Genomic DNA, 23,084 nt, shown 5'->3' on the forward strand with positions numbered 1-23,084 from the left:
CGCCGCCCCCCGGGCATGGCGCAGCAGGCCGGGGAGGCCGGAGACTGTCCGGCATGACGACCTTACGCGGCGGGCAGACGCCGACGGGGGAGACGCCGGCCGGGGCGGCGGCCCCGCCCGAGCGGCGGAGCGAGCTGGACGCCCTGCGGGCCCTGGTCGTGATCGGGCTGGTGTTCTTCCACTCCGCCCTGGTCTTCGACAGCCGGGACGACTTCTACATCAAGAACGACACCACCACCGATGCCACCATGATCGCCGCCGGTCTGGCCGTGGTCTGGGCCATGCCGCTGCTGTTTCTGATCGCCGGGGTGGGCTCCCGGCACTCGCTGCGCCGCCGCGGCCCGCGCGGCTTCGCCGCCGGACGCCTGCGGCGCCTGGGCGTCCCGCTGCTCTTCGCGCTGCTGGTGCTGCTGCCCGTGCCGCAGTGGCTGCGGCTGCGCGCCGCCGACCCCGGCTACCGGGAGAGCTACCCCGAGTTCTGGCCGCGCTTCTTCGATGTGCACCTGGAGGCGGCCGAGTTCCCCTTCGTGGTGCAGGGCGAGCACTTCGAGACCGGGCATCTGTGGTTCGTTGCCCTGCTGTTGAGCTTCGCGCTGCTGCTGGCGCTGCCCGCCGCCCTGCTGCCGCCCGGGCGGGGCGCCGCCCTGCTGGGCGCGGCGGCCGGCGCCGCGACCCGGCGCCGTGGCCTGCTGCTGCTCGCCGGTGCCTCGCCGTTGGCGCTGATCAGCGCCCTGCTCGGGCTGGAGGAGGGCTACGGCGGCTGGCACCGTCTCGCCTACCTGCTGTTCTTCGGCTACGGCCTGGCCGTGGTGTCCGACGAGCGGTTCCGGGCGGTGATCCGCCGGGACGCGGCCCGGGCGGCGGTGCTCGCCGGGGCGCTGTTCGCCCTGGGCATGCCCGGCTTTCTGCTCACCGACGAGCCGTTCACCGAGTTCTCGCCCCTGGCCGTGGCGGCGCGGGGGCTCTACGGGGCCACCGGCTGGTGCGCGGTGGTGGCGATCCTGGGCCTGCTGGACCGCGGAGGCCGGGCCGCCGCCGCGTCCGGCGGCGGCCCGGCCGGACCGCTGCGGGACTGGTGGCGGCGGGTGTCCGGGTACCTGGGGGACGCGGTGCTGCCGCTCTACGTACTGCACCAGCCGATCGTGGTCGCGGTGGCCTACGGGGTGGTCGGCCGGGAGCTGCCCATGGTGGTGAAGTTCCTGGTCATTTCGCTGAGTTCACTGCTGCTGACGGTGGCCGCGTACGAGCTGCTGGTGCGCCGTACGCGGCCGGCCCGGTTCCTGTTCGGGATGCGGTGAGCGGCAGGGCCGCTCAGGCGGCGTCCCAGCGGAAGAGGCGGGCGGCGATGGCGGTGAGCACCGCGGCGAACAGCAGCAGCCCGCCTATGGTGGGCAGTGCCGCCCCCCAGCTCTCGCCGCGCGAGAGCACCGCCATCATGGACTCGTTGAGATACTTCAGCGGCAGCACATGGGAGACCGCGCGCAGCCAGTCGGGCATCTGGTCGGTCGGGAAGAAGGAACCCGACAGGAACGCCATCGGCAGAATGACCACCTGGAGCGCCCCGTTGGCCGCCTCCTCGGTCTTGGCCAGCGCGCCGATCAGCAGCCCCACCGCCATGAACGCCAGGGTGCCGCAGCACACCAGCGGAATCGCCAGCCACCAGGAACCGGTCAGCCGCAGCCCGTAGAACGGGATGGTGGCGATCGCCAGGAAGAGCGCGAGCTGCACCAGGGCCAGCCCCAGGCTGACCCCGACCCGGGCACCGACCACCGACCCCGGCCCGACCGGCGCCAGCCACAGCCGCCGCAGAATCCGCTTCTTCCGCCAGTTCACCAGGGTCAGTGCGGACATGAAGGAGGCGCCCATGGCGATGGCCCACCCCAGCAGCCCGGGGGTGAAGAACTGGATCGGCTTCACCGATTCGTCCTCCACCCGGGCGGTGTGCAGCTCATGGGCGGGCGGCCGGCCGGTGGCGGCCACATTGGCGTTCTGCACCAGGGAGTTGACGATGCCGCCCACCGTGCCCGCGCGGGTGGCGTCGGCGGCCGAGTAGCGAAGCTGCACGGTGCCGTCCTCGCCCTGCCAGATCGCCGCGTCCACCTCCCCCTTGCGGACGTCCTCCAGGGCCTGCGCCCGGTCCGGGACCCGGCGGATCTCCAGCACCTCGGTGACCTCCCGCAGCGCCTCGCCGGACAGCTCGTCCAGCACCTGCACCTCGCCGACCTGGGCGATGGTGGAGCGGGAGGTGGAGTCGTTCTGGAACAGGGCGCCGAACAGCAGCAGGAACATCAGCGGGAAGAGCAGCATGAAGAAAACCGCGGTGCGGTCCCGCACCATGCCCAGGTACATCACCCGGGACAGGCTCAGCAGCACGCCGAGCCGGGTGGGCCCGGGGCCGGTGGCCGAGGGGGCGGCGGGGGCCGGGTCCAGCAGGTCGGCAGGGCTCACTCGCGGTACTCCCGTCCGGTCAGCTGGAGGAAGACGTCCTCCAGGGAGGCCACGCCCAGTTCGCGGATCAGCTCGGCGGGCGGGCCGACCCGCAGGATCTTCCCGTGGTCCATCACCGCCACCCGGTCGCACAGCGCCTCGGCCTCGTCCATGTAGTGGGTGGTCAGCACCACGGTGCGGCCCTCGGCGTTGATGGCCCGCAGCAGATCCCACAGATTGCGCCGGGCCTGGGGATCGAGCCCGGTGGTCGGTTCGTCCAGAAACACCAGCTCGGGATCGTGCACCAGCGCGCAGGCGATGGACAGCCGCTGCTGCTGGCCGCCGGAGAGCCGGTCGTCCCGCACCCCGGCCTTCTCCGCCAGGCCGACCGTCTCCAGCATGGCGTCCGCCCGCGCCGCCGGAACGCCGTAGAGCGAGGCGAAGGTACGGATCTGCTCGCGGGCGGTCAGCTTCTCGAAGAAGGCCGAGGCCTGGAGCTGGACGCCGATCCGGCGCAGCAGCCGGCGGTCCCGGGGCCAGGAGGGCCGGCCGAGCATCCGGGCGGTGCCGGAGTCCGGCTCGCGCAGCCCCTCGATGATCTCCAGGGTGGTGGTCTTGCCCGCGCCGTTCGGGCCGAGGATGCCGTAGAACTCGCCCGAGCGGACCTCGAAGGTCACGCCGTCCACGGCCTGCACGTCCCCGTACCGCTTGCGCAGTCCCTCGGCCGTGATGGCTGCTGAAGTCATGTCCGCGATCGTAATCCGGTCATCCCGCACGGGGCGCCGCGGGGGCCGCCGGGACACCGGGTGACCGCGGCGGCCCGGGACGGGGCCGGGACATTTCAGGCGCGGTAGAGGGTGAGAGTAGTCCAGGCGCCGACATGCACCCGGTCGCCCTCGTGCAACTGCACCGGGATGAACGGCTGGATGGGCTCCTCGGCATGGTTGACCGTGGTGCCGTTGGTGGAGTCCTGGTCGACCACCGCCCAGCTGCCGTCCGGCTGCTCCACCAGGATCGCGTGCTGGTGCGAGACGCCCGGGTCCTCCGGCGCCCGGGAGAGGTCGATGTCCGGGATCTCGCCGGTGGAGTGGCGACGGCGGCCGATGGTGACCTGCGGGCCGGTCAGCGGGATCTGCTGCTCCGGGGCGTAGGCGGGCAGCACCAACTGGGCGGCCTCCGGGCCGGAGCGGCGCATCATCGCGGTGAAGTAGTCGCGGTCCGGGCCGACACTGACCGCCCAGCCGCCGCGCCGCGGGCCGGGGGCGGCCGGACCGTGGCCGGGGCCGGCGGCCGGCAGGGGACCGGTGGACGGGCCCGCGCCGGGCCCGGGCGGATAGCCGTAGCCGCTGCCGGTGCTGCCGTGCGCCGGGGCCGCGGGCGGCGGCCCGGCGGGCGGGGTCGGCGGCGGCAGCAGCCAGTCGCCGCTCGCCTCCGACTGGCCGGGACGCGGACGCGGCGGGGCCTGCTGCCCGCCCCCCGGGTAGCCGCCGCCCAACTGCTGCCCGTGCGCGCCGTGCTGCCCGTGCTGCCCGTGCTGTTCGTGCCGGCCCGGCGGTTCGCCGTGCCCGGTGCGGCCCGGATGGTCCGTGCCGTCCGGCTGACCGGGGTAGCCCTGCGGGCCGGTCTGGCCGTAGGGCCGGCCCGGCGGCGGGCCGTGCTGCGGGGTGGGCGGCAGATAGGTGGTGGGGGAGTTGGTCAGGAAGTTGTACCGGCATTCCTCGCAGAACGGCGCCATGCCCTCGCGGGGCGTCCGGCACTGCGGGCACAGCTCGGCGGCCATGGTCGCCTCGCCGCCGCCCCGGGTCTGGTAGCCGCCGGCCGGCGGTCCGGGAGGCGGGGGCACCGCGCCGCCGGGCGCGGGCATGCGGAGACCGCATACCGGGCACCAGTCCGCAGCCATCGACTGGTGGCCGTTCGGGCACGTCGCCATCGCGCTGCCTCCCCCTCCGCCTATTTCTTCACCCTGACTGTCTTCACCGAGCGCGTTTCCAGTGTCATCTCGTCGGCGTCGGAAACCTTCGCCTTCAAACGAACAGTACCGGTCACCGGGTCGTCAACGTCCACTACCTTGGCAAGCAGCTTCGCGGTGTCCGTATTGCCCAGGCTGTGGGCGAGCTGCACCGCCCTGCCCAGCCTGGCGGTGGCGCCCGGGCCGTCGCCGGCCTGGCGCAGATCCAGCCCCTGCTGGATCGCCTCGGCCAGCTCCGCCTGCCCGGTGTAGTGCGCCACCTGCGGCGATATCCGGGTGGAGGCGGCCGGATCGGCGGTCCACACGGCACGGACCAGACCCCGCGCCAGGACCGTTCCGGTGCCGTCCGGCTCCGTGGCCACCAGCGAGACCCGGCCGGCCAGCATCTCCTGGCCCACCCCGGCCGCCGGGACCCGCACGCACAGGTGATAGTCGCGGGACTCCTCGCCCCAGGAGCCGGTGGGGTAGTCGCCGGTGCGCGGCCCGGTTGCGGTGCGGTGCCCGGTCAGATCCGCCATGAACGGCGACACCTGCTTGAGGAAGACCACCTCGGCCCCGACCGGATGCCACAGCCGCAGGCTGACGCCGGCCACCTCCTTGCCCATGACGGCCTCCATCATGGCGGTGAAGTCGGCCGTCAGCTCCTCGGGGGCGGCCACGATGTCGGCCGAGCCGAGCAGTGCCGAGGCGATGCCGGTGACCTCGGCCACTTCCCAGTCGGTGCCCACCCCGCGGGCGTCGCAGGTGAACCTTCCGGCGCAGTGGTCCAGCGCCCGGCGCAGCTCCTGCGCGTCCTCGTGCTCATTGCGGCCGTCGGTGAGCAGGATGCCGTGCTTGATGGGGGCGGTGGTGGAGGCCAGCAGCCGCTCGGCCAGCCGGAGCCAGGTGCCGATCGCGGTGCCGCCGGAGGGGGTGAGGCGGCGCAGCGCGGACCGGGCCGCCTCCCGGCTGGTGTCGTCGGCGACGGCCAGCCGCCCGCCCCCGGGATAGATCTCCCTGGCCCGGTGGGTGCCGGCCACCACGGCGAACGCCACCCCGTCGCGCACGGTGTCCACGGCGGCCTCGGTGGCGCGGCGGGCGTGGTGCATCTTGGCGGGCGGGTAGTCCATGGAACCCGAGCAGTCCACCATGATCACCACGGCCGCGTCCGGACCCGCTGTGCCGCCGGTGCCGGTGCCGTTGCCGGTGTCGTTGCCGTCGTTTCCGCCGGGGTCCGGCGCGGCGTCGGAGACCGGCTCCGGGGCGGCGGCGCCGGTCCGCGGCCCGGCCGGCCCTGCCGGGGGGTTCCCCCGCCCGCCGCGGATGCCGCCGCCCGAGGCCGTCACGGTGACGATGGCGTTGACCTCGGTGCCGTCCTGCGGCAGGTATGCGTTCTGGTACACCTCGACCGTGAACTGCGGCGGCTGCGGCATGCGTTCGGCTCCTGCTTCGGTCAGCGTGGCTCGGCGCGGGGCATCGGGGGCGGGGCCGCGATGGGCTGCGTCGCGGTGTGCGAGGGCGCGGCGGAGCGGCGGGCCTCGGACTCCTCGGGCGCCAGGCTGATCCCGGCGGTGGGGAACGGGATCACGGCCACGGTGACATTGTCGTGTCCGCCCGAGTCCAGGGCGTAGCGCACGAGCTGCTGGGCGCCGGCCAGCGGCTGCCGGCGGGCCGCGGAGGGCACCACGGCGGCCATCTGGTCGGCGGAGTCGGCGTAGTTCCACAGGCCGTCGGTGCAGACGATCACCACTCCCGGCCGGTCCGGCTTGAACGCGGCGGTGTGCGGCTCGAGTTCGGGATTGTCCGCGCCCAGCCAGGCGGTGATGGCGTGGGCGCGGCGGTCGGCCATCGCCGCCTCCTCGGTGAGCAGGCCGGCCTTGACCATCTGGGCGGCCCAGGAGTCGTCCTCGGTGAGGCGGGTGGCGTGGCCCCGGCCGTCCATCGGCACCCAGTAGGCGCGGCTGTCGCCGACCCAGCCGACGGTGAGCTCCCGGCCCATGGTGATGGCGCTGACGATGGTGCAGGCCGGGGCGTTGCCGGCCAGCGAGGGCTGATTGCCGCCGAGTTCGGCGACGGCCGCGGCGGCGCGCAGCAGCGCCTCGTGCATGGCCTGCTGGCCGGTGACGCCCCGGGGCAGGGAACGCAGCAGGGCCTCGCCGGCCGCCTCGGCGGCGGCGGCGGACGCCTCGTGCGGGCGGCTGGAGGACGAGACCCCGTCGCACACGACGGCGATCACGGCGGGTGAGCCGTCCGGCAGCGCGGTGGCGGAAATGGTGAAGGCGTCCTCGTTGCGGTGGTGGCGCAGCCCGATGTCGCTGACGCCGGCGACGCCCTCCAGCCCGTGCTCGACATGGTCCCGGTCGCCCGGCTGGGACCGGCCGCAGTCCCCGCAGTAGCCGTCGCCGTCGACCGGCCCGGCGCCGCAGTGCACGCACTGGACCGGGACGGTGCCGGGCGCGGGCAGCGAGGTGTCCCGCAGCCGCGGGTCCGGCGCCCCCGGCGCGGGGGCGGTCGCGGGCGGCGGTGCCTCGCCGGCCTGCGGCGCGGCGGCGGCCGGCGGTGGCACCGGCAGCGGCGGCGGCAGCGTGAAGTCCCCCTCGGTGGGCGGGGGCCCGGGCCGGTCCGAGCGCAGCCGCTGTTCGTCGGGCGCGATGCCGCCGGCGGCGCCGTCGGCCGGTCCCCGGGCGGGCGGGACTGCTCCCGGGGCGGCTCCCCGCTGTGGTGCGGCCCGGCCGGCGGGCGTGGTGCCGGCGGGGGGCGCAGGCCATGCCTGGCCGGCCGGTGCGGCGTGGCCTCCGGCGTGCCCCTGGCCCGCGGCGGGCGCCCGGCCCGGTGCGGAGGCCCGGTCCGGTGCCGGCGCTTCGCGCTGTTCCCGGCCGGGGCCCGGGGCCTGGTCCGGTGCGGGCGGCCAGTCGGGTGCCGGGCCGGCGGTGCCGGCGGGCTCCTGGGGGGCGGGGAGGGAGGGCGCCGGCCAGTCGGGGAGGGTGCGCTCCGGGTCGTGGGCCTCCTCCGGCGGCGGGGCGGCCGGCTCGCGGGGCGGGCTGACCCAGTCCGGGACGGTGGGATCGGCGGGCCCGCTCCGGGCCCGCTTGTGCGGCGGGTTGACCCAGTCCGGCACGTCGAAGTCCCCGGCGCCGGCCTCGGCCCCCGCGTCCGGCGGGCCGGCCGGCGGGCGGGGCGGGGCCTGGGCCCGGGGCGGGTTGACCCAGTCCGGGATGGTCAGGTCGGCACCGCCGCCCGGGCCCGGGGCCGGAGCGGAGGGGGCCGCGGGAGCGGCGGGAGCGGTCGCCCCGGGCGGGTTGCGGAGGTCGGTGCCGCAGACGCCGCAGTAGCGGTCGTCGTGTTCCCTGGGCGCTCCGCAGCCGGGGCAGGCGGAGACTCGGTCAAGCTGCGGCATGTGTCACACCCAGGTCCTCGGGCGGAAGCGGTTGGCCGCCTCCACCAGGTCGATCCGTTCACTGCTGCTGGGGGCGAGCCGGGCCAGCACCCGGTAGGAGTGTTCCAGCCCGAGCCGGAGCCCGGTCTCGTCCAGCGGACGGCCCAGCAGCCGCCGGCCGTTGCCGTCCGGCTGCGGGCCGCCGTTTCTCCCGGCCAGATGCCAGTCCAGCGCGGTGCCCAGCACCTCACAGGACAGTTGTTCGCCCAGGGCCGGTTCCAGTCCGTTCTCCCGCAGTTCGGCAAGCTGCCGGGAGGCGGCGAGCAGATCCGGCAGCAGCGGCTCCGACGGCAGCCGCTGCCGCAGCCGCGCCCGGATCGCCGCCACCCGGGACGCCGTCCAGTGTGCCGAGGCCGCGGGCACCGACTCCAGCGCCCGCACCGCGCCCTCCCGGTCACCGCGGGCCAGCCGCACCCGGGCCAGGCCGAATCCGGCGCTGACATGGCTCGGGTCCGTGGTCCACACCAGGTCGTAGTAGTCGGCCGCGTTGTCGAGCTGCCCCAGCACCTCGGCGCAGACCGCCAGCGCCAGCTTGGGCGCCACCTCGCCGGGAAAGGCGTCGTACACCGCGTCGAAGGAGAGCGCGGCGGTCTCCCAGTCCCGGCCGATCAGCGCGGTCAGCGCCCGGTACCACACCACCCGCCAGTCGTCCGGGTGGTCGCTCTCCAGCGCGGCCAGCGCCTGCCCGGCCTCCGGCCGCGGGGGTTCGCCCGCCGCCGCGGACAGCTCCAGCCAGGCGCGCAGTTCGCGCAGCCGCCGCTCCGCGGAGTCCGCCGGTGCGGCGCGCAGCGCGTTCAGCAGATCGGCCGGGTCGGAGGCGACCAGCCCGGCGAGAAACCCGGCGTTCGGGTCCGCCGGATCCACCTTGGGCACCGGCAGGGCCAGCGCCGCCTCCCGCACGTCCAGCGGCACCACCGCCGGGGCGGCGGGCGCGGGCGGCAGCGCCCCGGCGGCGGCCGTGCCCGCGGCGCGTTCCCGGCGGCTCACCGGGCGGCGGCCCAGCCGCGACACGCCGCCGGGGCCGCCGTCGGCGCCGCCGGTGCGGGGCAGCAGTTCGGTGTCGGTGACCCGCAGCTCCGGGCCGAACAGCGGCGAGACCGCCGGTCTCGGCCGGCCGCTGTGCATGGCCGCGATCTCCCGCAGCACCCCGGTCAGCTGCTCGGCCATCTCCTCCGCCGAGGCGAAGCGGCGGTGCGGATCCGGGTCGGTGGCCCGCACCAGCAGCCGGTAGAAGGACTCGTAGCGCCGGAAGACCGCCACCTCCTCCGGCTCGGGCAGCGAGTCCGCGTACTCACCGGTGTAGCCGCGGAAGTCGAAGGTGAGCACGGCCAGGGTACGGGCCACGGTGTAGAGGTCGGAGGCGACCGACGGGCCCAGCTCGGCCACCTCCGGGGCCTGGTAGCCGATGGTGCCGTACAGCGGGCTGCTGTCGTCGTCCATCCGCCGCACCGCGCCCATGTCGATCACCTTGAGCTGGTCGCCCTGCTGGATGGCGTTGTCCACCTTGAAGTCGCAGTAGAGCAGATTGCGGCTGTGCAGATGGCCCAGCGCGTCCAGCGCCTCGATGCCGTAGGCGCACGCCTGCTCCACCGGCAGCGGGTCGCGGTGGCCGTCCGGGGTGCGCCGTTCGTTGGCTATCTCCTTCAGCGACTTGCCCCCCACGTACTCCATGACGATGTAGCCGTCCAGGCTGCCGGTGCGCCGGTCGAGATGCTCCACGAAGTTGTAGATCCGCACGATGGCGGCGTGCTCGATCTCGGAGAGGAAGCGGCGCTCGGCGATGGCGGCCTGCATGGCGTCCTGGTCGCCGGTGTCCAGCAGGCCCTTGAGCACCACCCACCGGCCGCCCACCGGATGGTCGATCGCCAGATAGATCCAGCCCAGGCCGCCGTGCGCGATGCAGCCCACCACCTCGTACTGGCCGCCCACCGTGTCCCCGGGGTTCAGCTTGGGCACGAAGGAGTAGGGGTGACCGCACTTGGTGCAGAAGCCCTCGGTGCGGCCGGGCACATCGCCGCGGCTGCGGCCCACCGGCGCCTGGCAGTCCGGATTGCCGCAGTAGCGCTTGCGCTCGGGCACCTCGGGCTTCTCCAGCACCACCGAGCGCGGGTCGGGGCGCGGCACGGTCGGCACCGTGACGATGCCCGCGCCCAGCCTGCCGCGGCCGGTGGAGGCCGAGGAGCGTGAGCTGCGGACCGCGACCGAACGCGCGGGCAGCCGCCCGGACAGCGCCCGGGAGAGCCGCCCGGAGACCGACCGCCGGGACATCTGGGAGCGCGAGGTGGACCGGGAGGACGAGCGGGAGGACGAGCGGGAGGCGGCGGAGGAGCCTGCCGAGCCGTCCCCTCCCGGGCCGCCCGGCGGATTCTCCGGCGGCCCTTCCGGCGGACCGCCGCCGCCCGGCTCCGCCCGCGGCGGCCCGGCCAGGCTCGCCGCCGAGACGACCGGAGCCAGCCCGCAGGTGTCGCAGTAGCGCTCGCCGCCGCCCATGTCCTCATACGTGCCGGGGCAGTTCGGCCGCTGGCACGACATCGCTTGCTGCTGCGCGTCGTTCAAGCTCGCTCCTCGTCGGCTTCCTTCTCCAGCGCCGCCAGTTCCTCCTGATAACGGGTCACCGCCCGCTCGGCCGCCCGCAGATCGCAGGGAGCGGACCACAGCAGCCGGCGCGCCGTGTCGTACCGCTCCACCAGCACCAGGTCCTCGGCGAGCCGCAGCCGGGCCGCCTTGGCCCGGAAGGCGTCCAGCCGGCCGCGCAGTTCGGCCCGCACGGCGAGCGGCGCGGTGACCGCGGTGAGCGAGGCGCGGGCCCGCTCCAGCTCCTCCTCGGCCCGCCGCTCCAGGGACTCCAGCAGCGGCGACAGCCGGTGCCACTGCGCCCGGCGGCGCAGTTCGGCGGCGGTGGCCAGCTCCTCCTGGAGCGCGGTCGGCGGGCCGCTCACCGCCGGCACCTCGGAGGCGGCGATCTTGGCCAGCACCTCGCCGCGCGCCGCCCGTGCCTCGGCGAGGGTGCGGTCCGCCCGGGAGAGCAGGTCGCGCAGGCGCATCAGCCGGTCCTCGGCGTCCTTGCGGACGTCCAGCACCGCCTCGATCTCCCGCCGTACCTCCTCGATGGTGCGGGCGGCCCGGTCGTAGCGGGCGGTGTCCGGACGGCCGCCGCCGGGGGCGCTGCTGCCCCCGGCCGGCACCCAGAAGGCCAGCGGATCGGCGATGACCTCCTCGCGCAGCGCGGTGAGTTCCTTGGTGACCGACTCCAGGTCGTCGCCGGCCGGGTGCTGGCCGGGCCGCACACCGACCGAGTGGGCGAGCCGCGCCACCCGCTGGAGCTCGGCGGAGAGCAGGTCGATCCGGGCGGGCAGCGCCGACCAGACGGCGTCGGCGGCGGCCACCACGTCCAGGACCGCGGCGTAGCCGGTGTTCATCCGGCGCACCAGTTCCTCCCAGCCGATGTGCTCGGCCAGCAGTATGCCGCCGGTGACCACCATGCAGTCGCCCTCCAGCAGCCGGGACAGCTCCTCCAGTTCGGCCGGGCCCGGATGGCGGCGGCGGGCGCGGACGTCGCGGGCGTCGGTCAGGGTGCGGGAGCAGACCTCGAAGTAGGACCACAGCCGGCCGATGGTCTCCTCGGCGGCGGCCCAGCGTTCCCTGGTGATCCCGCTCAGCTCGGCGCCCTCCAGCAGCCGGCGGCCGGCGTGGTCCTGGAGCGCGAGCAGGGAGCTCTCTATCGCCTCGTGCTCGGCGCCGAGCCGGGCCAGCCTGCGGTCCGCGTCCTCACGGCTCAACACCGTTCACACCTCCTCACAGTCACTCGCGTGACCGATGCACCCTGTGCCGCTTGCCTGTTGTGCCTGTTGTGTCTGCTGTGCCTGTGCTCTTCGTGCTGTTCGTTCGGTCGGTTCAGGTCTTTCCCTCCGGCCCGCCGGTCATCCGGTCAGCCCCGGCCGTAGCGCGGGGCGGGCGGTGCCGGGCTGTCGTCCCCGAGATGCCCGGCCAGCCACCGGTTGTAGGACTGCCGCCAGCCGCTGTCCGTTCCGCCACTCGTCCACTCCTCCAGCACCCGGTTGACCCGGCGGACCAGGTCCGTGTCCTCCAGGTGCATCGCTACCCCGTACGGCTCGATGGTGAGCGGCTCCCCGACGAGATGCATCGCCGGATCCTGGGCGGCGTGCCCGGCGGCCAGCGCGCTGTCCGTCATCAGCGCGTCCGCCTCGCCGAGCTGCACCAGCACCAGGCAGTCCAGATGGTTGGGGGCCCGCACGACGGTCGCGCCCAGCCCTTCGGCGTCCGCCCGCTCCAGCAGATCGGCGGCGGTGGAGCCGTCGGCCCGGCACACCCGCTGTCCGTCCAGCGACTCGTCCAGCCCGGTGATGCCCGAGTCGCGCTCCACCAGAAGCTGCTGGCCGGCCTCGAAGTAGGCGGTGGAGAAGGCGACTTTCTCCCATCGCCGGCAGGTGATGGACATGGTGCGCACCACCATGTCGATCTTCCGTTCCCTCAGCAGCGGAATGCGCTCAGAGGTCGGCACCGCCTTGAAGACGATGTCCGGGTCCGGGCCCAGCAGATCCTCGGCGATGGCCCGCACCAGGTCGATGTCGAAACCGACGATGTGGTTCTCCGGGTCCCGGAACCCCCACAGATAGCTGTTCTGGTCCACGCCCACGATCAGCGCGCCGCGCTCCTGGATGCGGCGTACCGCCTCGCCCTCGTCCGGGCCGAGTGGGGAGGGCGCGAGGCTGTCCGCGGGATCGGTGCCGTCCTCGCACACCTCGCGCTCGGCGGCCGGCCGGGTCTGTTCGCTGGCCGCCTGCTCGGCCTCCTCCACGCCCGGCAGCTCCGGGAAGGGCTCCGGACGGCCGCCGGTGCCGCCGTCCAGCACGGTGCAGACCAGCATCACCGCGGCCAGCGCCAGTCCGGCCGCGGCCAGCAGCAGGGCCCGGCCGTTGCCGGCCCGCGGGGTGCGCCGGGGCCGCCCGGCGGACGGCTCGGCCGGGTGGATCTCCGGGCGTGTCCGGTGCGTCGCCATGGCTGTCGTGCCCCCTCTCACCGGTACTCCGACAACCGGCGGCCGATGCCGAGCACCGCGCCGACGGCACCCGCCAGCCCCAGCGCCACCGCGCCGGCGGTCAGCCCGCCGAGGACCGACCGGCCCTCGGACGCGGCCTGCCGGAAGTCCCGCTGCTCGTGCTCGACCGCCTCGGCCAGGCTCTTGTCGACCGCGTCGAACAGCACCCCGGTGGACTGCTCGGCGCCGATGACGAGTCGCACGGCGCGCTCGTAGTCGCCGCCGGCCTCGGCCCGCTGCGCCTCCTCGTGCAGCGAGCGCCAGTCGGCGAGGTCCCGGCCGACGCTGCCCAGGGCGGTGCGGCCCGCCTCGTCCTCGGCCAGCGCCAGCGCGTCGGCGAGCAGACCGGCGGTGGTGTCCTCGCCGGCCGGCCCGGCGATCAGCTCCATCCGTTCCCGGAAGCTGTCGTCGTAGACCGATCCGGAACCGCGGGCCACCAGGAACAGGTTCTCGTCACCACGGGCCTGGAGACCGGCGATCCACATCTCGTTGAGCACCTGGAGCGAGCGGGCGCCCTGCTGCTCGGCGGTGCCGAGCTGCGAGCGGGCCAGGGTGTGCGCCCCGGCCAGCCAGCCCAGCAGCAGGGCGGTGGCCGCGGTGGCCGCCACCAGGCCCGGGTTCAGCACCCGGTTGGTGCGGCGCAGATGCCGCACCTGGGCCCAGCCCAGTGCGGCCAGGGCCGCGCCGCCGGCCAGCAGCGCGGGCCAGGGCCGGTCGCGGGCCTCGTCCAGTTCGCCGCGGAACCGTTCGGTCTCCAGCAGATACAGGCGCTCGGCCGCGGGCAGCAGCACCTCCTGCATCCGGGTGTTGGCGTAGCGCAGATAGGCGCCGCCCAGCGGCAGGCCGCGCCGGTTGTGCGCCCGGGCGGTTTCCACCAGGCCGGTGTAAACCGGGAGTTGCTCGCTCAGCACGCGGATCTGGGCGCGCGCCTCGGGGGAGCCGGCACTGTGCTGCGCGGCGGCGCCGAGCAGCACGGCGGCGGACCGGACGGCGTCCTCGTAGTCCTCCCGCACCGTGGGCGGCTCGTTGGCGCCGGAGAGAAAGCCGGTGGCAGCGGTGGTGTTGGCGTCGGCCAGCGAACGGTAGATGCCGGCCGCGTCCGCGGTCAGCGGCTGGGTGTCGTCGATCAGCCGGCCGGTGCCCTGGGTGCGCTGGCCGGCCTGCCAGGCGGTGACCGTGCCGAACAGCAGGATCAGCGCGGCCAGTACGGCGCCGATGATGCGCAGCCTGCCGGGCTCGGTGCGGGCCGCGGCGCGCAGCCGCTCCAGGCCCTCGGCGAAGGCGGTGCGGCGGTGCTCGCCCGGCGGCGGCGCCGGGGGCGCGGGCGGACGCGGCGGGGGGACGGCGGGCGGACCGGACGCAGGACCGCCCGGCGCCGCGACTGCCGGTGCCGTCGCGGGCGGTGCGGTCTGCGGGTGTGTCACGGTCCGGGACCTCCCCCTGTCGTCGTCCTCGCCTCCAAGGTCGTCCGAGGCGGGTCCGCGGTTCCCGGCCGCGCCGCCCGGACCGGCCGCGGTACGGGTCTTGGCCAGCAGTATGGCCGGTCGGGGGGAGGACGAGACAGCCGTTGCGCCGATCCGGCCCGTAACGTGTCCGGTTCGCGATCAAGCACGGTGCTCCCGCCTCGCCTTCCGCCGTCCCGGGCGGTGCCCGGCCGTGTGCCCTGGTCCGGGCCGCCGGGGGTCAGGCCAGCCGCATGCCGAGATAGAGCGTGGGCTCCCCCGGACCGGGGGCGCGCAGTTCCCGGAAGCCGAGCCGGTCGTAGAAACCCCGGGCACGGGTGTTCTCCGGGCTCATACCCAGATGGACGCCGGGCACCCGGCGGGCGCGCAGCGCGTCCAGATAGGTCTCCATCAGTTTCCGGCCCAGGCCCCGCCCCTGGCCCTCGGGCAGCAGGTCGATGTGCAGATGGGCCGGGTAGTCGCCGACCAGCTCCGTGGGCAGCATCCGCTCGGCGTGGTGCAGCAGGTCCGCGAGGTGGCTGTCGGGGTCGGCGGCGGGGAGCTCGGGCTGCGGGTAGCGGCCGGCGAACAGCGGCAGCCACTGGTCGCGCAGCCGGCGGAAGTGGACGGTGCTGTCCTCGGTGCCCACGATGTAGCCGATGGCGCGCTCGCCGTTGTCCGCGACGAAGACCAGGCCGGGGTCGAACTCCGCGTAGGGCAGAGCGAACAGGACGGGCAGCACGCCGGGGTCCCGGTAGTGGGGGCGGGCGTCGCCGCCGATGTGCCCGGTGCGGATGCAGATGTCCGCCATCGCCTCGCGGTCGCCGGGGCGGAAGGGGCGGACGGTCACCGGCGGGCGCGGCGCGGCGGGCGGCGGAGAGGGTTCGGAAGGCGCGGACGGAGGCGTCATGCGCGTCATCCTTGGCCAATCGGCGGTGGGGCACAAGGCCCGGGCGGCGGCCGGCCGCAACCGGTCCCGGAACCGGTTCCGGCGCGGCCCGTGGCGGGGCCGCCGGGCCGTGGACGCCGGGCGCGCGAGGGTGGTGCGCGAGGTTGTGCGAGGCGTCCCGGGGGAGCGCGTCACGAGAAGATCAAAAGCCCTCGGCGGCGGGGGAGAACGGGTCGCGGGCGGGGCAACAGTACGGGTGTGGCTCGCGACACTTTCCGTGGATGGTGGCGCCGTCCCCCGTCGTCGGGACACACTGTGGGAGATCGTCACGGCGCGAGCCATGTGCCGCCGACGGAAGTGGAGGCCACCCCGTGCCCAATGTCCTGGTCCTCAATGCCTCGTACGAGCCGCTCGGCATCGTGCCGGTGCGACGCGCACTGATCCTGCTCCTGCACGGCAAGGCCGTGACGCTGGAGGACTCCGGGACGCTGCTGCGGAGTGCTACCGAATCCATACCGGCGCCCAGCGTGGTACGGCTCAAACGCTTTGTGCGGGTGCCGTACCACGGAGCCGTGCCGCTGACCCGGAGGGCGCTTTTCGCCCGGGACGGCGGCCGTTGTGCATACTGCGGCGGTGTGGCCACCAGCGTCGATCATGTGGTGCCGCGCAGCCGCGGCGGCCAGCACGTGTGGGACAACGTGGTCGCCGCCTGCCGCCGCTGCAATCACATCAAGGCCGACCGGCAGGTGGCCGAGCTCGGCTGGAGACTCAGGTATCAGCCCGCGCCGCCCAAGGGCCTCGCCTGGCGCATTCTCGGAACCGGCCACCGCGATCCGCGGTGGCTGCCGTATCTCCGGCCCTATGGCGGCGACGAGGCCCTGGAACGCTTCGAGGCACGTCCGGTCGGTCACCCTCCGGCCGCATAGCGTCACGGCACTCTGGGCACGCACCGTACTCACCGCCCGGGACGGGCGCCGGTGTGCCGCGGCTCCAGCGGGAGCCGAGCGGCGGGTGGTGTGATGCTGGCCGGCACGGGGCCCGAGGCCCGCAAGAACGGCGTCGGAGGGATGTATGGGCGGCAAATTTTGCGTGCATCCCTCGGGTGAAGTGCTTCACCTTCCGCGGACAGCCAGGGATGGCCGGGCGACCATGGGGTAGGCCACCGAGCGGGTGCCGGAACCGGCACCCGCGGAATCGGAACGGAGCACACCGCATGAGCGACCGAAAATCCCCCGCCGCCCGCTACAGCGCGCCCGCCATCACCCTGCCCGCGCAGAACCATGGCGGCGCGCCGCACCGGGCGGCCGACCGGTGCGGCGACCCCGCCGGCACCCCGGCGGACTCCCCCGACGCCCCGCTGCTGTGGGACGAGACGGGCGAGCTGAGCCTGGCGGACCTGTCCGGCCCGGACGACCGCGTCGCCGAGGACGTCCGGCGTCCCCGTCCCCTGACCAGCGAACCCGCGACCGGCGGAGCGGTTCCGCTGACCTCGGAGCGCCCGCTGGCCGCCGAACCCCCGCTCACCGCAGAATCCGTCCTGGAGGCCGGATGACCGCACTCGCCCGGCTCGCCGAGGCGTACGGCGTCGCCACCGCCTACGAACCCTCACCGGGCCACCGCGTCGAGATCGCCGACGACACGGTCATCGCCGTGCTCGGTGCCTTCGGCGTCGACGCCACCACCCCGGGCGCCGCCCGGGACGCCCTGGAGCGCCACGAACAGGAACGGGCGGAGCGGCTGCTGCCGCCCACCCTGGTGTTAAACCCCGGCACCGGCCCCGCCGACCCGCCCGGGCTGCCTCCCGGCACCGAACTGGGGGTGGCATGCGAGGACGGCCGGACACTGCCCTGGTCCTCCGGGCTGCCCCCCGGCTGCCACACCCTGCACGCCACCACCCCCGACGCCCGGGCCGCGCGCTGCACCCTGATCGTGCCGCCCGGCCCGCTGCCCGCCCCGCCCGGCCGCCGGCACGGGCTGCTGGTGCAGCTCTACTCCGTGCTGTCCCGCCGCTCCTGGGGCATGGGCGACCTGGCCGATCTGGCCGAGCTGGCCGGCTGGGCCGGCCGCTCCCTGGGCTCCGGCTTCCTCCAGCTCAATCCCTTGCACGCGGCCGTGCCCGGCGCCTCTGGCGAGGCCACCGATCCCTCGCCCTACCGGCCCGGCAACCGCCGCTTTCCCGACCCGGTGCATCTGCGCGTCGAGGACATCCCCGAATACGCCTATCTGGAGCCGGCCGGCCGCGAGCGGGTGGACGCGCTGCGCACCCGCGCCGCCGCGCTGCGCGAGGCCGTGCTGGACCGCGGCGTGCCCATCGACCGGGACGCGGTCTGGCAGCTCAAGCGGGAGGCCCTGGAACTGATCAAGCGCGATGTCCCGCTCTCGGCCGGCCGCCAGGCCGCCTATGTGGCCTTTCTGGCCGCCGGGGGCCGCTCGCTGGAGGACCACGCCACCTGGTGCGCGCTGGCCGAGCTCTACGGCCCGGACTGGCGGAGCTGGCCCGCCGGGCTGCGCGATCCGCGTTCCGGCCGCACCGCCCGGGCCCGCAACGACCTGATGGAGCGGGTGGACTTCCACTGCTGGCTGGTCTGGCAGGCCGACGAGCAGCTCGCCCGCGCCCAGCGCACCGCCCGGGAGGCCGGCATGCCGGTCGGGCTGGTGCAGGATCTGGCGCTGGGCGTGCACCCCCAGGGCTCGGAGGCGTGGACCTGGCAGGAGGCCCTCGCCCCGGGCGTGACCGTGGGCGCCCCGCCGGACGCGTTCAACGCCAAGGGCCAGGACTGGGGCGTCCCGGCCTGGCGGCCGGATGTGCTGGCCGCCACCGGCTATCTGCCCTACCGGGAGCTGCTGACCGGGCTGCTGCGGCACGCCGGCGGCATCCGGGTGGATCATGTGATGAGCCACTACCGGCTGTGGTGGGTGCCCGAGGGGGCCCCGCCCACCCAGGGCACCTATGTGAGCTACGACGCCGACGCCATGTTCGCCGTGCTGAGCCTGGCCGCGGACCGGGCCGGTGCCCTGGTGGTGGGCGAGGATCTGGGCACGGTCGCACCCGGGGTGCGCGAGGATCTTCAGCGGCGCGGACTGCACGGCACCTCGGTGCTGTGGTTCGAGCGCGACTGGGCGGGCCGGGAACGGCGGGACGCCGCCGACCGGGCGGCCGGCGAGCGCGGCCGGCCGGGCCGGCCGCGGCCCCGGCGCCGTTCGCTGCGCTGGGCCGCGCTGGCCCGGGCCACCGGGGTCACGGGCGAGGACCAGCTCGGCGGCACCCCCCTGACGATGCCCGACGGCGAAGGCGGCGGGCGGGCCGGCCGGAGCGGGCAGGCCGCCGCGGGCGGCGCCGCCGCGCCCGCCCTGCCGCCGCCGCTGCGGCCGGAGCAGTGGCGCGCCGCCTGCCTGGCCACCGTCACCACCCACGATCTGCCGCCCACCGCGGCCCGGATCACCGGGGACGGCACCGGCTGGCTGGAGCTGCGCGAGGAGCTGGGCCTGCTCCCGCAGGACCCCGAGGCGGAGCGGGCGGCGGCCCGCGCCGACAACGACGACTGGCTGCGCTACTTCACCAAACTGGGGCTGCTCGCCCCGGGCGCGGGCGAGGAGGAGCGGATCACCGCCGCCTACCGCTTTCTGGCCCGCACCCCGGCCCGGCTGATCGGTCTGTGGCTGCCGGACGGGGTGGGCGACCGGCGTCCGCAGAATGTGCCGGGCACCTGGCGGGAGTACCCCAACTGGCGGCTGCCGGTCGCCGACCCGGCGGGCCGGCCGGTGACCCTGGAGACGCTGGCCGGGTCCGAGCGGCTGCGGTCGCTGGCCGCCGCGGTCACCGAGGAACTGGCGGCCCGCCCGGCGGAGCCGGAGCCCCCGGACGGCACGGAAGGGACGGAGGGGACGGAGGGCACGGACGGGACGGACGGGCAGAACGCCGCCGCGGCGGCCGGGCCCGGCGGCGTACCGGCGCCCGGGGACCACCCCGGTGGCGCGGGAGCGTCCGGCGTTGGTTAGGTTGGGCGCGTGGTCAACAAGAACATGAAGCGTGCCGCCAGGGCCGGTGCGGTCACCCTCGGCGCAACACTGCTGACGCTGCTGTCCTCCCCCGCCGCCCAGGCGCTCACCCGCGACGACGGCGACGACCCGGGAGAGGGGCTGAGCGTCTTCGAGACGCTGACCGTCTTCGTGGTGACGCCGCTGGTGCTGTTCGGCGTCATCGCCGCGCTGGTGGTGCTCGCCGACCGCAGGACCGGCGGCAAGAGCCGCGCCTGAGCCGTCCCCGGCCGCCGCAGCCGCGCGCTCAGCCCGCCGCTTCCGGGTGGGTGGCGCAGACCAGCTCGGTGTCACCGTTGGTGATCCAGTACCAGTAGGTCGTGCCGTCCTGCGGCGAACGGGCGCAGGGCCGCGCCGGCTCGGTCTCCGGGGCGGGCATCACGCCGGTGATCTCCAGCACGGTGTTGTGCGGCTCGGGTATCGCGGTGCCGGTGGCCGCGCAGTCCAGCCGTACCGTGAGGTCCGCCTCCTCCATCCGGACCCGGCCGTCCGGGGTGTCGGTCAGCCGGGCCACAAAACACTGCCCGGGGCGGAACTCGCGCTGGAAGCACACCGCCGTGGTCCGGCCCCCGGCGTCGGTGTAGAAGAAGTGGGCGCGGCCGGTGCCGTCCGGGCAGTTGTGCGCATTGGCCACCACGCCGGTCACCCGGACGAAGGCGTTGCCGGACGCGCAGGGCACGGGCCGCGGCACAAAGCTGGTCCACTCCGCGCCGGCCTTGTGGTTGGACAGGCAGTCGCCCTTCCGGACCGCGCGGAACGCCTCGGCGGTGGGGTCCGGCGCGGGCGCCGCCGAGGCCCGCTCCGGCTCCGCCCCGGCGCCGCCCGCGGACGCCGCCGCACCGGAGCTGTTGCCGGTCAGGGACGGCACCACGAGCAGGGCGAAAACGGCCAGCACGATACCCAGCATCATGAGCTGCCCGCCGAACACGGTGGTCCGCGCATGGGCGCGCCCGAATCCGCGGCGGGGTGTTCCCCGACCATTCACCAGCCCAGGCTAAGGGCTCCGTGTGACAAAACGAACAGGGGGACACCGAACCGTGCCACGTCACCGCCCCCGACCGTGACCCCGGCCGGACCCCGTCCGCGCCCCCGCCGAGGCGGCGGGGGCGCGGACGGTCCCGCGCCGTCTCAGGCGGTGGCGTCGGCGGCCTGGGCCTTCAGGGCCCGCTCCACACCGGCCCGGTTCTCCAGCACCAGGCGGCGGAGCGCGGCACTGGGCCGCGCCGACTCCAGCCAGGCGTCGGTGGCCGCCAGGTTCTCCCGTGAGATGTCCAGCGCCGGATAAAGCCCGACCGCGATCTGCTGCGCCATCTCATGGCTGCGGCTCTCCCAGACGCCCTGCACCGCCGCGAAGTATTTCTCCGCGTACGGCGCCAGCAGCTCCCGCTGGTCGGCCTGGACAAAGCCGCCGATGACCGCCTCCTGCACCGCGTTCGGCAGCTTCTCGCTCTCCACCACCTTGGCCCAGGCCTCCGCCTTGGCCTCGGCCGTGGGCCGCGCCGCCAGCGCCGAGGCCGCGTGCCGCTCACCGGCCGCGGTGGCGTCCCGGCGCAGCTCGGCGTCGATCTCCGCCTTGCCCGCCACGCCCATGGCGGCCAGCCGCTGGAGGAACGCCCAGCGCAGCTCGGTGTCCACGCTCAGCCCGTCCACCGTGCGGGAGCCGTCCAGCAGGCCGCTCAGCAGGGCGAGCTGCTCCTCGGTGCGGGCGGTGGCGGCAAAGGCCCGGGCCCAGGCGAGCTGGTGGTCGCTGCCCGGCTCCGCGGCCCGCAGATGCTCCAGCGCCGCCCCGGTCCAGCGCTCCAGCCCGGCCGGCCGCCAGTCCGGCGCGGCATACAGGTCCAGGGCCAGCTTGACCTGCCGGTGCAGGGTCTGCACCACCCCGATGTCCGATTCCTTGCCGATGCCGGAGAGCACCAGCTCCAGGTAGTCGCGGGTGCGCATCTCGCCGTCCCGGGTCATGTCCCAGGCCGCGGCCCAGCACAGGGCGCGCGGCAGCGAGTCGGTGAAGTCGCCGAGATGGCGGGTGACCATGGCCAGCGACTCCGGGTCCAGCCGCACCTTGGCATAGGACAGGTCGTCGTCGTTGAGCAGCACCACCGCGGGCCGCGCCCGGCCGTCGGCCAGCTCCGGCACCTCGGTCCGCTCGCCGTCCACATCCAGCTCGATCCGGTCGGTGCGGACCAGCCTGCCGTCCTCGCCCAGGTCGTACAGGCCGATGGCGATGCGGTGCGGCCGGAGCACCGGCTCGCCCTTGGCGCCCTCCGGCAGCGCCGGGGCCTCCTGCCGCACCGCGAAGGAGACGATCATGCCCTCGTCGTCGGTGGTGATCTCCGGCCGCAGGATGTTGATCCCGGCCGTCTCCAGCCACTTCTTCGACCAGGTCTTCAGATCCCGGCCGCTGGTCTGCTCCAGCGCGCCCAGCAGGTCGTTGAGCGTGGTGTTGGCCCAGGCGTGGCGCTTGAAGTAGGCCTGCACCCCGCGGAAGAACTCGTCCATCCCGACATAGGCCACCAGCTGCTTGAGCACCGAGGCGCCCTTGGCGTAGGTGATGCCGTCGAAGTTGACCAGGACGTCGTCCAGGTCCCGGATCTCCGCCATGATCGGGTGGGTGGAGGGCAGCTGGTCCTGCCGGTAGGCCCAGGTCTTCATCTGGTTGGCGAAGCTGGTCCAGGAGTGCGGCCAGCGGCTGCCGGGGGCGTGCGCCTGGCAGGCGATGGAGGTGTAGGTGGCGAACGACTCGTTCAGCCACAGGTCGTTCCACCACTCCATGGTGACCAGATCGCCGAACCACATGTGGGCCAGCTCGTGCAGGATCGTCTCGGCCCGCATCTCATAGGCCGCGTCGGTCACCTTGGAGCGGAAGAGGTACTGGTCCCGGATGGTGACCGCGCCCGCGTTCTCCATGGCGCCGGCGTTGAACTCCGGCACGAAGAGCTGGTCGTACTTGGCGAAGGGGTAGGGGAAGTCGAACTTCTCCTCGAACCAGTCGAAGCCCTGCCGGGTGACCTCGAAGATGGCGTCCGCGTCCAGGTGCTCGGCCAGCGAGGGCCGGCAGTAGACGGCCAGCGGCACGCTGCGCCCGTCCGGGCCCCGCCAACTGCTGTGCACCGAGTGGTAAGGACCGGCGACCAGCGCGGTGATGTAGCTGGAGATCCGCGGGGTGGGCTCGAACTCCCAGACGGTGCCGTCGGCCCCGCCCGGCTCCGGGGACGGCGAGTTGGAGATCACCGACCAGCCCCGCGGCGCGGTCACGGTGAAGCGGAAGGTGCCCTTGAGGTCCGGCTGCTCGAAGCAGGCGAACACCCGCCGGGCGTCCGGCACCTCGAACTGGGTGTAGAGGTAGGTCTGCTGGTCCACCGGGTCGACAAAGCGGTGCAGGCCCTCACCCGTATTGGTGTAGGCGCAGTCCGCGACCACCCGGAGCTCGTTGGCGCCGGCCGCCAGTTGCGGAAGGGCGATCCGGGAATCCGCGAACACCTTCTCCGGGTCCAGCGCCTCGCCGTTGAGGGTGATCTCCCGCACCGCGGGCGCCACCAGATCGATGAAGGTCGGCGCGGCCTCCCGGGCCTCGAAGCGCACGACCGTCTCCGAACGGAAGGTCCCGCCCTCGGGCGCGCCGGAGATGTCCAGCGCGATCTCGTATCCCTCCACACGGAGCAGCCGCGCCCGTTCGCGCGCCTCTTCCCGGGTCAGATTGGTGCCAGGCACTTGTGGTGACTCCTTTGACATACGCCTACACGCGGATAACGGGTTCTGTCCGGCGTCCGTGCAGTGGACGGCTGCCGCCGTGACGTCATCCTTCCACGACGACCCGGTACGGGGCGCGCCGAAATTCCGGGCCCCGG

General features: G+C 74.8%; 18 protein-coding genes. 6 read left to right on the plus strand and 12 right to left on the minus strand.

All coding sequences use genetic code 11. The features are described from left to right. Window positions 1-53: 53 nt before the first annotated feature. On the plus strand, window positions 54-1,298 hold the full coding sequence (locus tag BM242_RS03280; RefSeq protein WP_093837029.1) for an acyltransferase family protein: 1,245 nt from the start codon (window positions 54-56) through the stop codon (window positions 1,296-1,298). Window positions 1,299-1,311: 13 nt separating this feature from the next. Here the strand turns inward: BM242_RS03280 and BM242_RS03285 are convergent, their stop codons facing one another. The 6 genes from BM242_RS03285 to BM242_RS03310 form a co-directional block, all read right to left on the minus strand. Next, a complete protein-coding gene (locus BM242_RS03285; RefSeq protein WP_245833772.1) occupies window positions 1,312-2,448 on the minus strand; it encodes an ABC transporter permease in 1,137 nt (378 codons plus the stop codon). Then, a complete protein-coding gene (locus BM242_RS03290) occupies window positions 2,445-3,173 on the minus strand; it encodes an ABC transporter ATP-binding protein (protein ID WP_093837030.1) in 729 nt (242 codons plus the stop codon). Before BM242_RS03290 ends, BM242_RS03285 begins: the two co-directional genes overlap by 4 nt. A gap of 95 nt (window positions 3,174-3,268) precedes the next feature. After that, window positions 3,269-4,357, minus strand: coding sequence for an FHA domain-containing protein (locus BM242_RS03295; protein WP_093837031.1), 1,089 nt, complete (start codon window positions 4,355-4,357; stop codon window positions 3,269-3,271). 20 nt (window positions 4,358-4,377) lie between these two features. Continuing rightward, window positions 4,378-5,808, minus strand: a complete 1,431-nt coding sequence (locus BM242_RS03300) for a vWA domain-containing protein (RefSeq protein ID WP_093837032.1) — start codon at window positions 5,806-5,808, stop codon at window positions 4,378-4,380. Between the two features lie 20 nt (window positions 5,809-5,828). Beyond that, window positions 5,829-7,772, minus strand: coding sequence for a PP2C family protein-serine/threonine phosphatase (locus BM242_RS03305; protein WP_093837033.1), 1,944 nt, complete (start codon window positions 7,770-7,772; stop codon window positions 5,829-5,831). Between the two features lie 3 nt (window positions 7,773-7,775). Then, window positions 7,776-9,935 (minus strand): serine/threonine-protein kinase, encoded by a 2,160-nt coding sequence (locus BM242_RS03310; RefSeq protein ID WP_425443797.1) that lies wholly within the window; start codon window positions 9,933-9,935, stop codon window positions 7,776-7,778. 10 nt (window positions 9,936-9,945) lie between these two features. On the opposite strand from BM242_RS03310, the gene BM242_RS31095 reads away from it, so the two are divergent. Further along, entirely contained in the window at window positions 9,946-10,284 is a 339-nt protein-coding gene (locus BM242_RS31095) for a hypothetical protein (RefSeq protein ID WP_425443798.1), read from the plus strand. 79 nt (window positions 10,285-10,363) lie between these two features. Here BM242_RS31095 and BM242_RS03315 read toward each other — a convergent pair whose 3' ends face one another. The 4 genes from BM242_RS03315 to BM242_RS03330 all read right to left on the minus strand — a co-directional run bounded on the left by BM242_RS03315 (window position 10,364) and on the right by BM242_RS03330 (window position 15,222). Further along, a complete protein-coding gene (locus BM242_RS03315) occupies window positions 10,364-11,590 on the minus strand; it encodes a hypothetical protein (RefSeq protein ID WP_093837034.1) in 1,227 nt (408 codons plus the stop codon). A 149-nt stretch (window positions 11,591-11,739) separates the two neighbouring features. Further along, window positions 11,740-12,831: a glutamate ABC transporter substrate-binding protein gene (locus BM242_RS03320; RefSeq protein ID WP_245833773.1), complete on the minus strand. Its 1,092-nt coding sequence runs from the start codon at window positions 12,829-12,831 to the stop codon at window positions 11,740-11,742. Window positions 12,832-12,848: 17 nt separating this feature from the next. After that, the gene (locus BM242_RS03325) at window positions 12,849-14,294 is read right to left on the minus strand and encodes a hypothetical protein (RefSeq protein WP_093837035.1); all 1,446 of its coding nucleotides are present in this window, start codon (window positions 14,292-14,294) and stop codon (window positions 12,849-12,851) included. A gap of 259 nt (window positions 14,295-14,553) precedes the next feature. Further along, entirely contained in the window at window positions 14,554-15,222 is a 669-nt protein-coding gene (locus BM242_RS03330; protein ID WP_093837036.1) for a GNAT family N-acetyltransferase, read from the minus strand. A gap of 350 nt (window positions 15,223-15,572) precedes the next feature. On the opposite strand from BM242_RS03330, the gene BM242_RS03335 reads away from it, so the two are divergent. From BM242_RS03335 to BM242_RS03350, 4 genes are all read left to right on the plus strand, one after another. Next, window positions 15,573-16,127 (plus strand): HNH endonuclease, encoded by a 555-nt coding sequence (locus BM242_RS03335; protein ID WP_093837037.1) that lies wholly within the window; start codon window positions 15,573-15,575, stop codon window positions 16,125-16,127. 287 nt (window positions 16,128-16,414) lie between these two features. Next, window positions 16,415-16,753, plus strand: coding sequence for a hypothetical protein (locus BM242_RS03340; protein WP_093837038.1), 339 nt, complete (start codon window positions 16,415-16,417; stop codon window positions 16,751-16,753). Next, window positions 16,750-19,200 (plus strand): 4-alpha-glucanotransferase, encoded by a 2,451-nt coding sequence (locus BM242_RS03345; protein ID WP_093837039.1) that lies wholly within the window; start codon window positions 16,750-16,752, stop codon window positions 19,198-19,200. Before BM242_RS03340 ends, BM242_RS03345 begins: the two co-directional genes overlap by 4 nt. A 24-nt stretch (window positions 19,201-19,224) precedes the next feature. Next, window positions 19,225-19,458: a hypothetical protein gene (locus tag BM242_RS03350; protein ID WP_093837330.1), complete on the plus strand. Its 234-nt coding sequence runs from the start codon at window positions 19,225-19,227 to the stop codon at window positions 19,456-19,458. A gap of 28 nt (window positions 19,459-19,486) precedes the next feature. On the opposite strand, the gene BM242_RS03355 is transcribed toward BM242_RS03350, so the two are convergent. Together BM242_RS03355 and pepN are read right to left on the minus strand one after the other, a co-directional pair. Further along, the gene (locus tag BM242_RS03355; RefSeq protein WP_139238249.1) at window positions 19,487-20,224 is read right to left on the minus strand and encodes an LppU/SCO3897 family protein; all 738 of its coding nucleotides are present in this window, start codon (window positions 20,222-20,224) and stop codon (window positions 19,487-19,489) included. Between the two features lie 143 nt (window positions 20,225-20,367). Beyond that, a complete protein-coding gene (gene pepN, locus BM242_RS03360; RefSeq protein ID WP_093837041.1) occupies window positions 20,368-22,947 on the minus strand; it encodes an aminopeptidase N in 2,580 nt (859 codons plus the stop codon). Window positions 22,948-23,084 lie beyond the last annotated feature (137 nt).

Source organism: Streptomyces aidingensis (assembly GCF_900112355.1).
GTDB classification, from domain to species: domain Bacteria; phylum Actinomycetota; class Actinomycetes; order Streptomycetales; family Streptomycetaceae; genus Streptomyces; species Streptomyces aidingensis.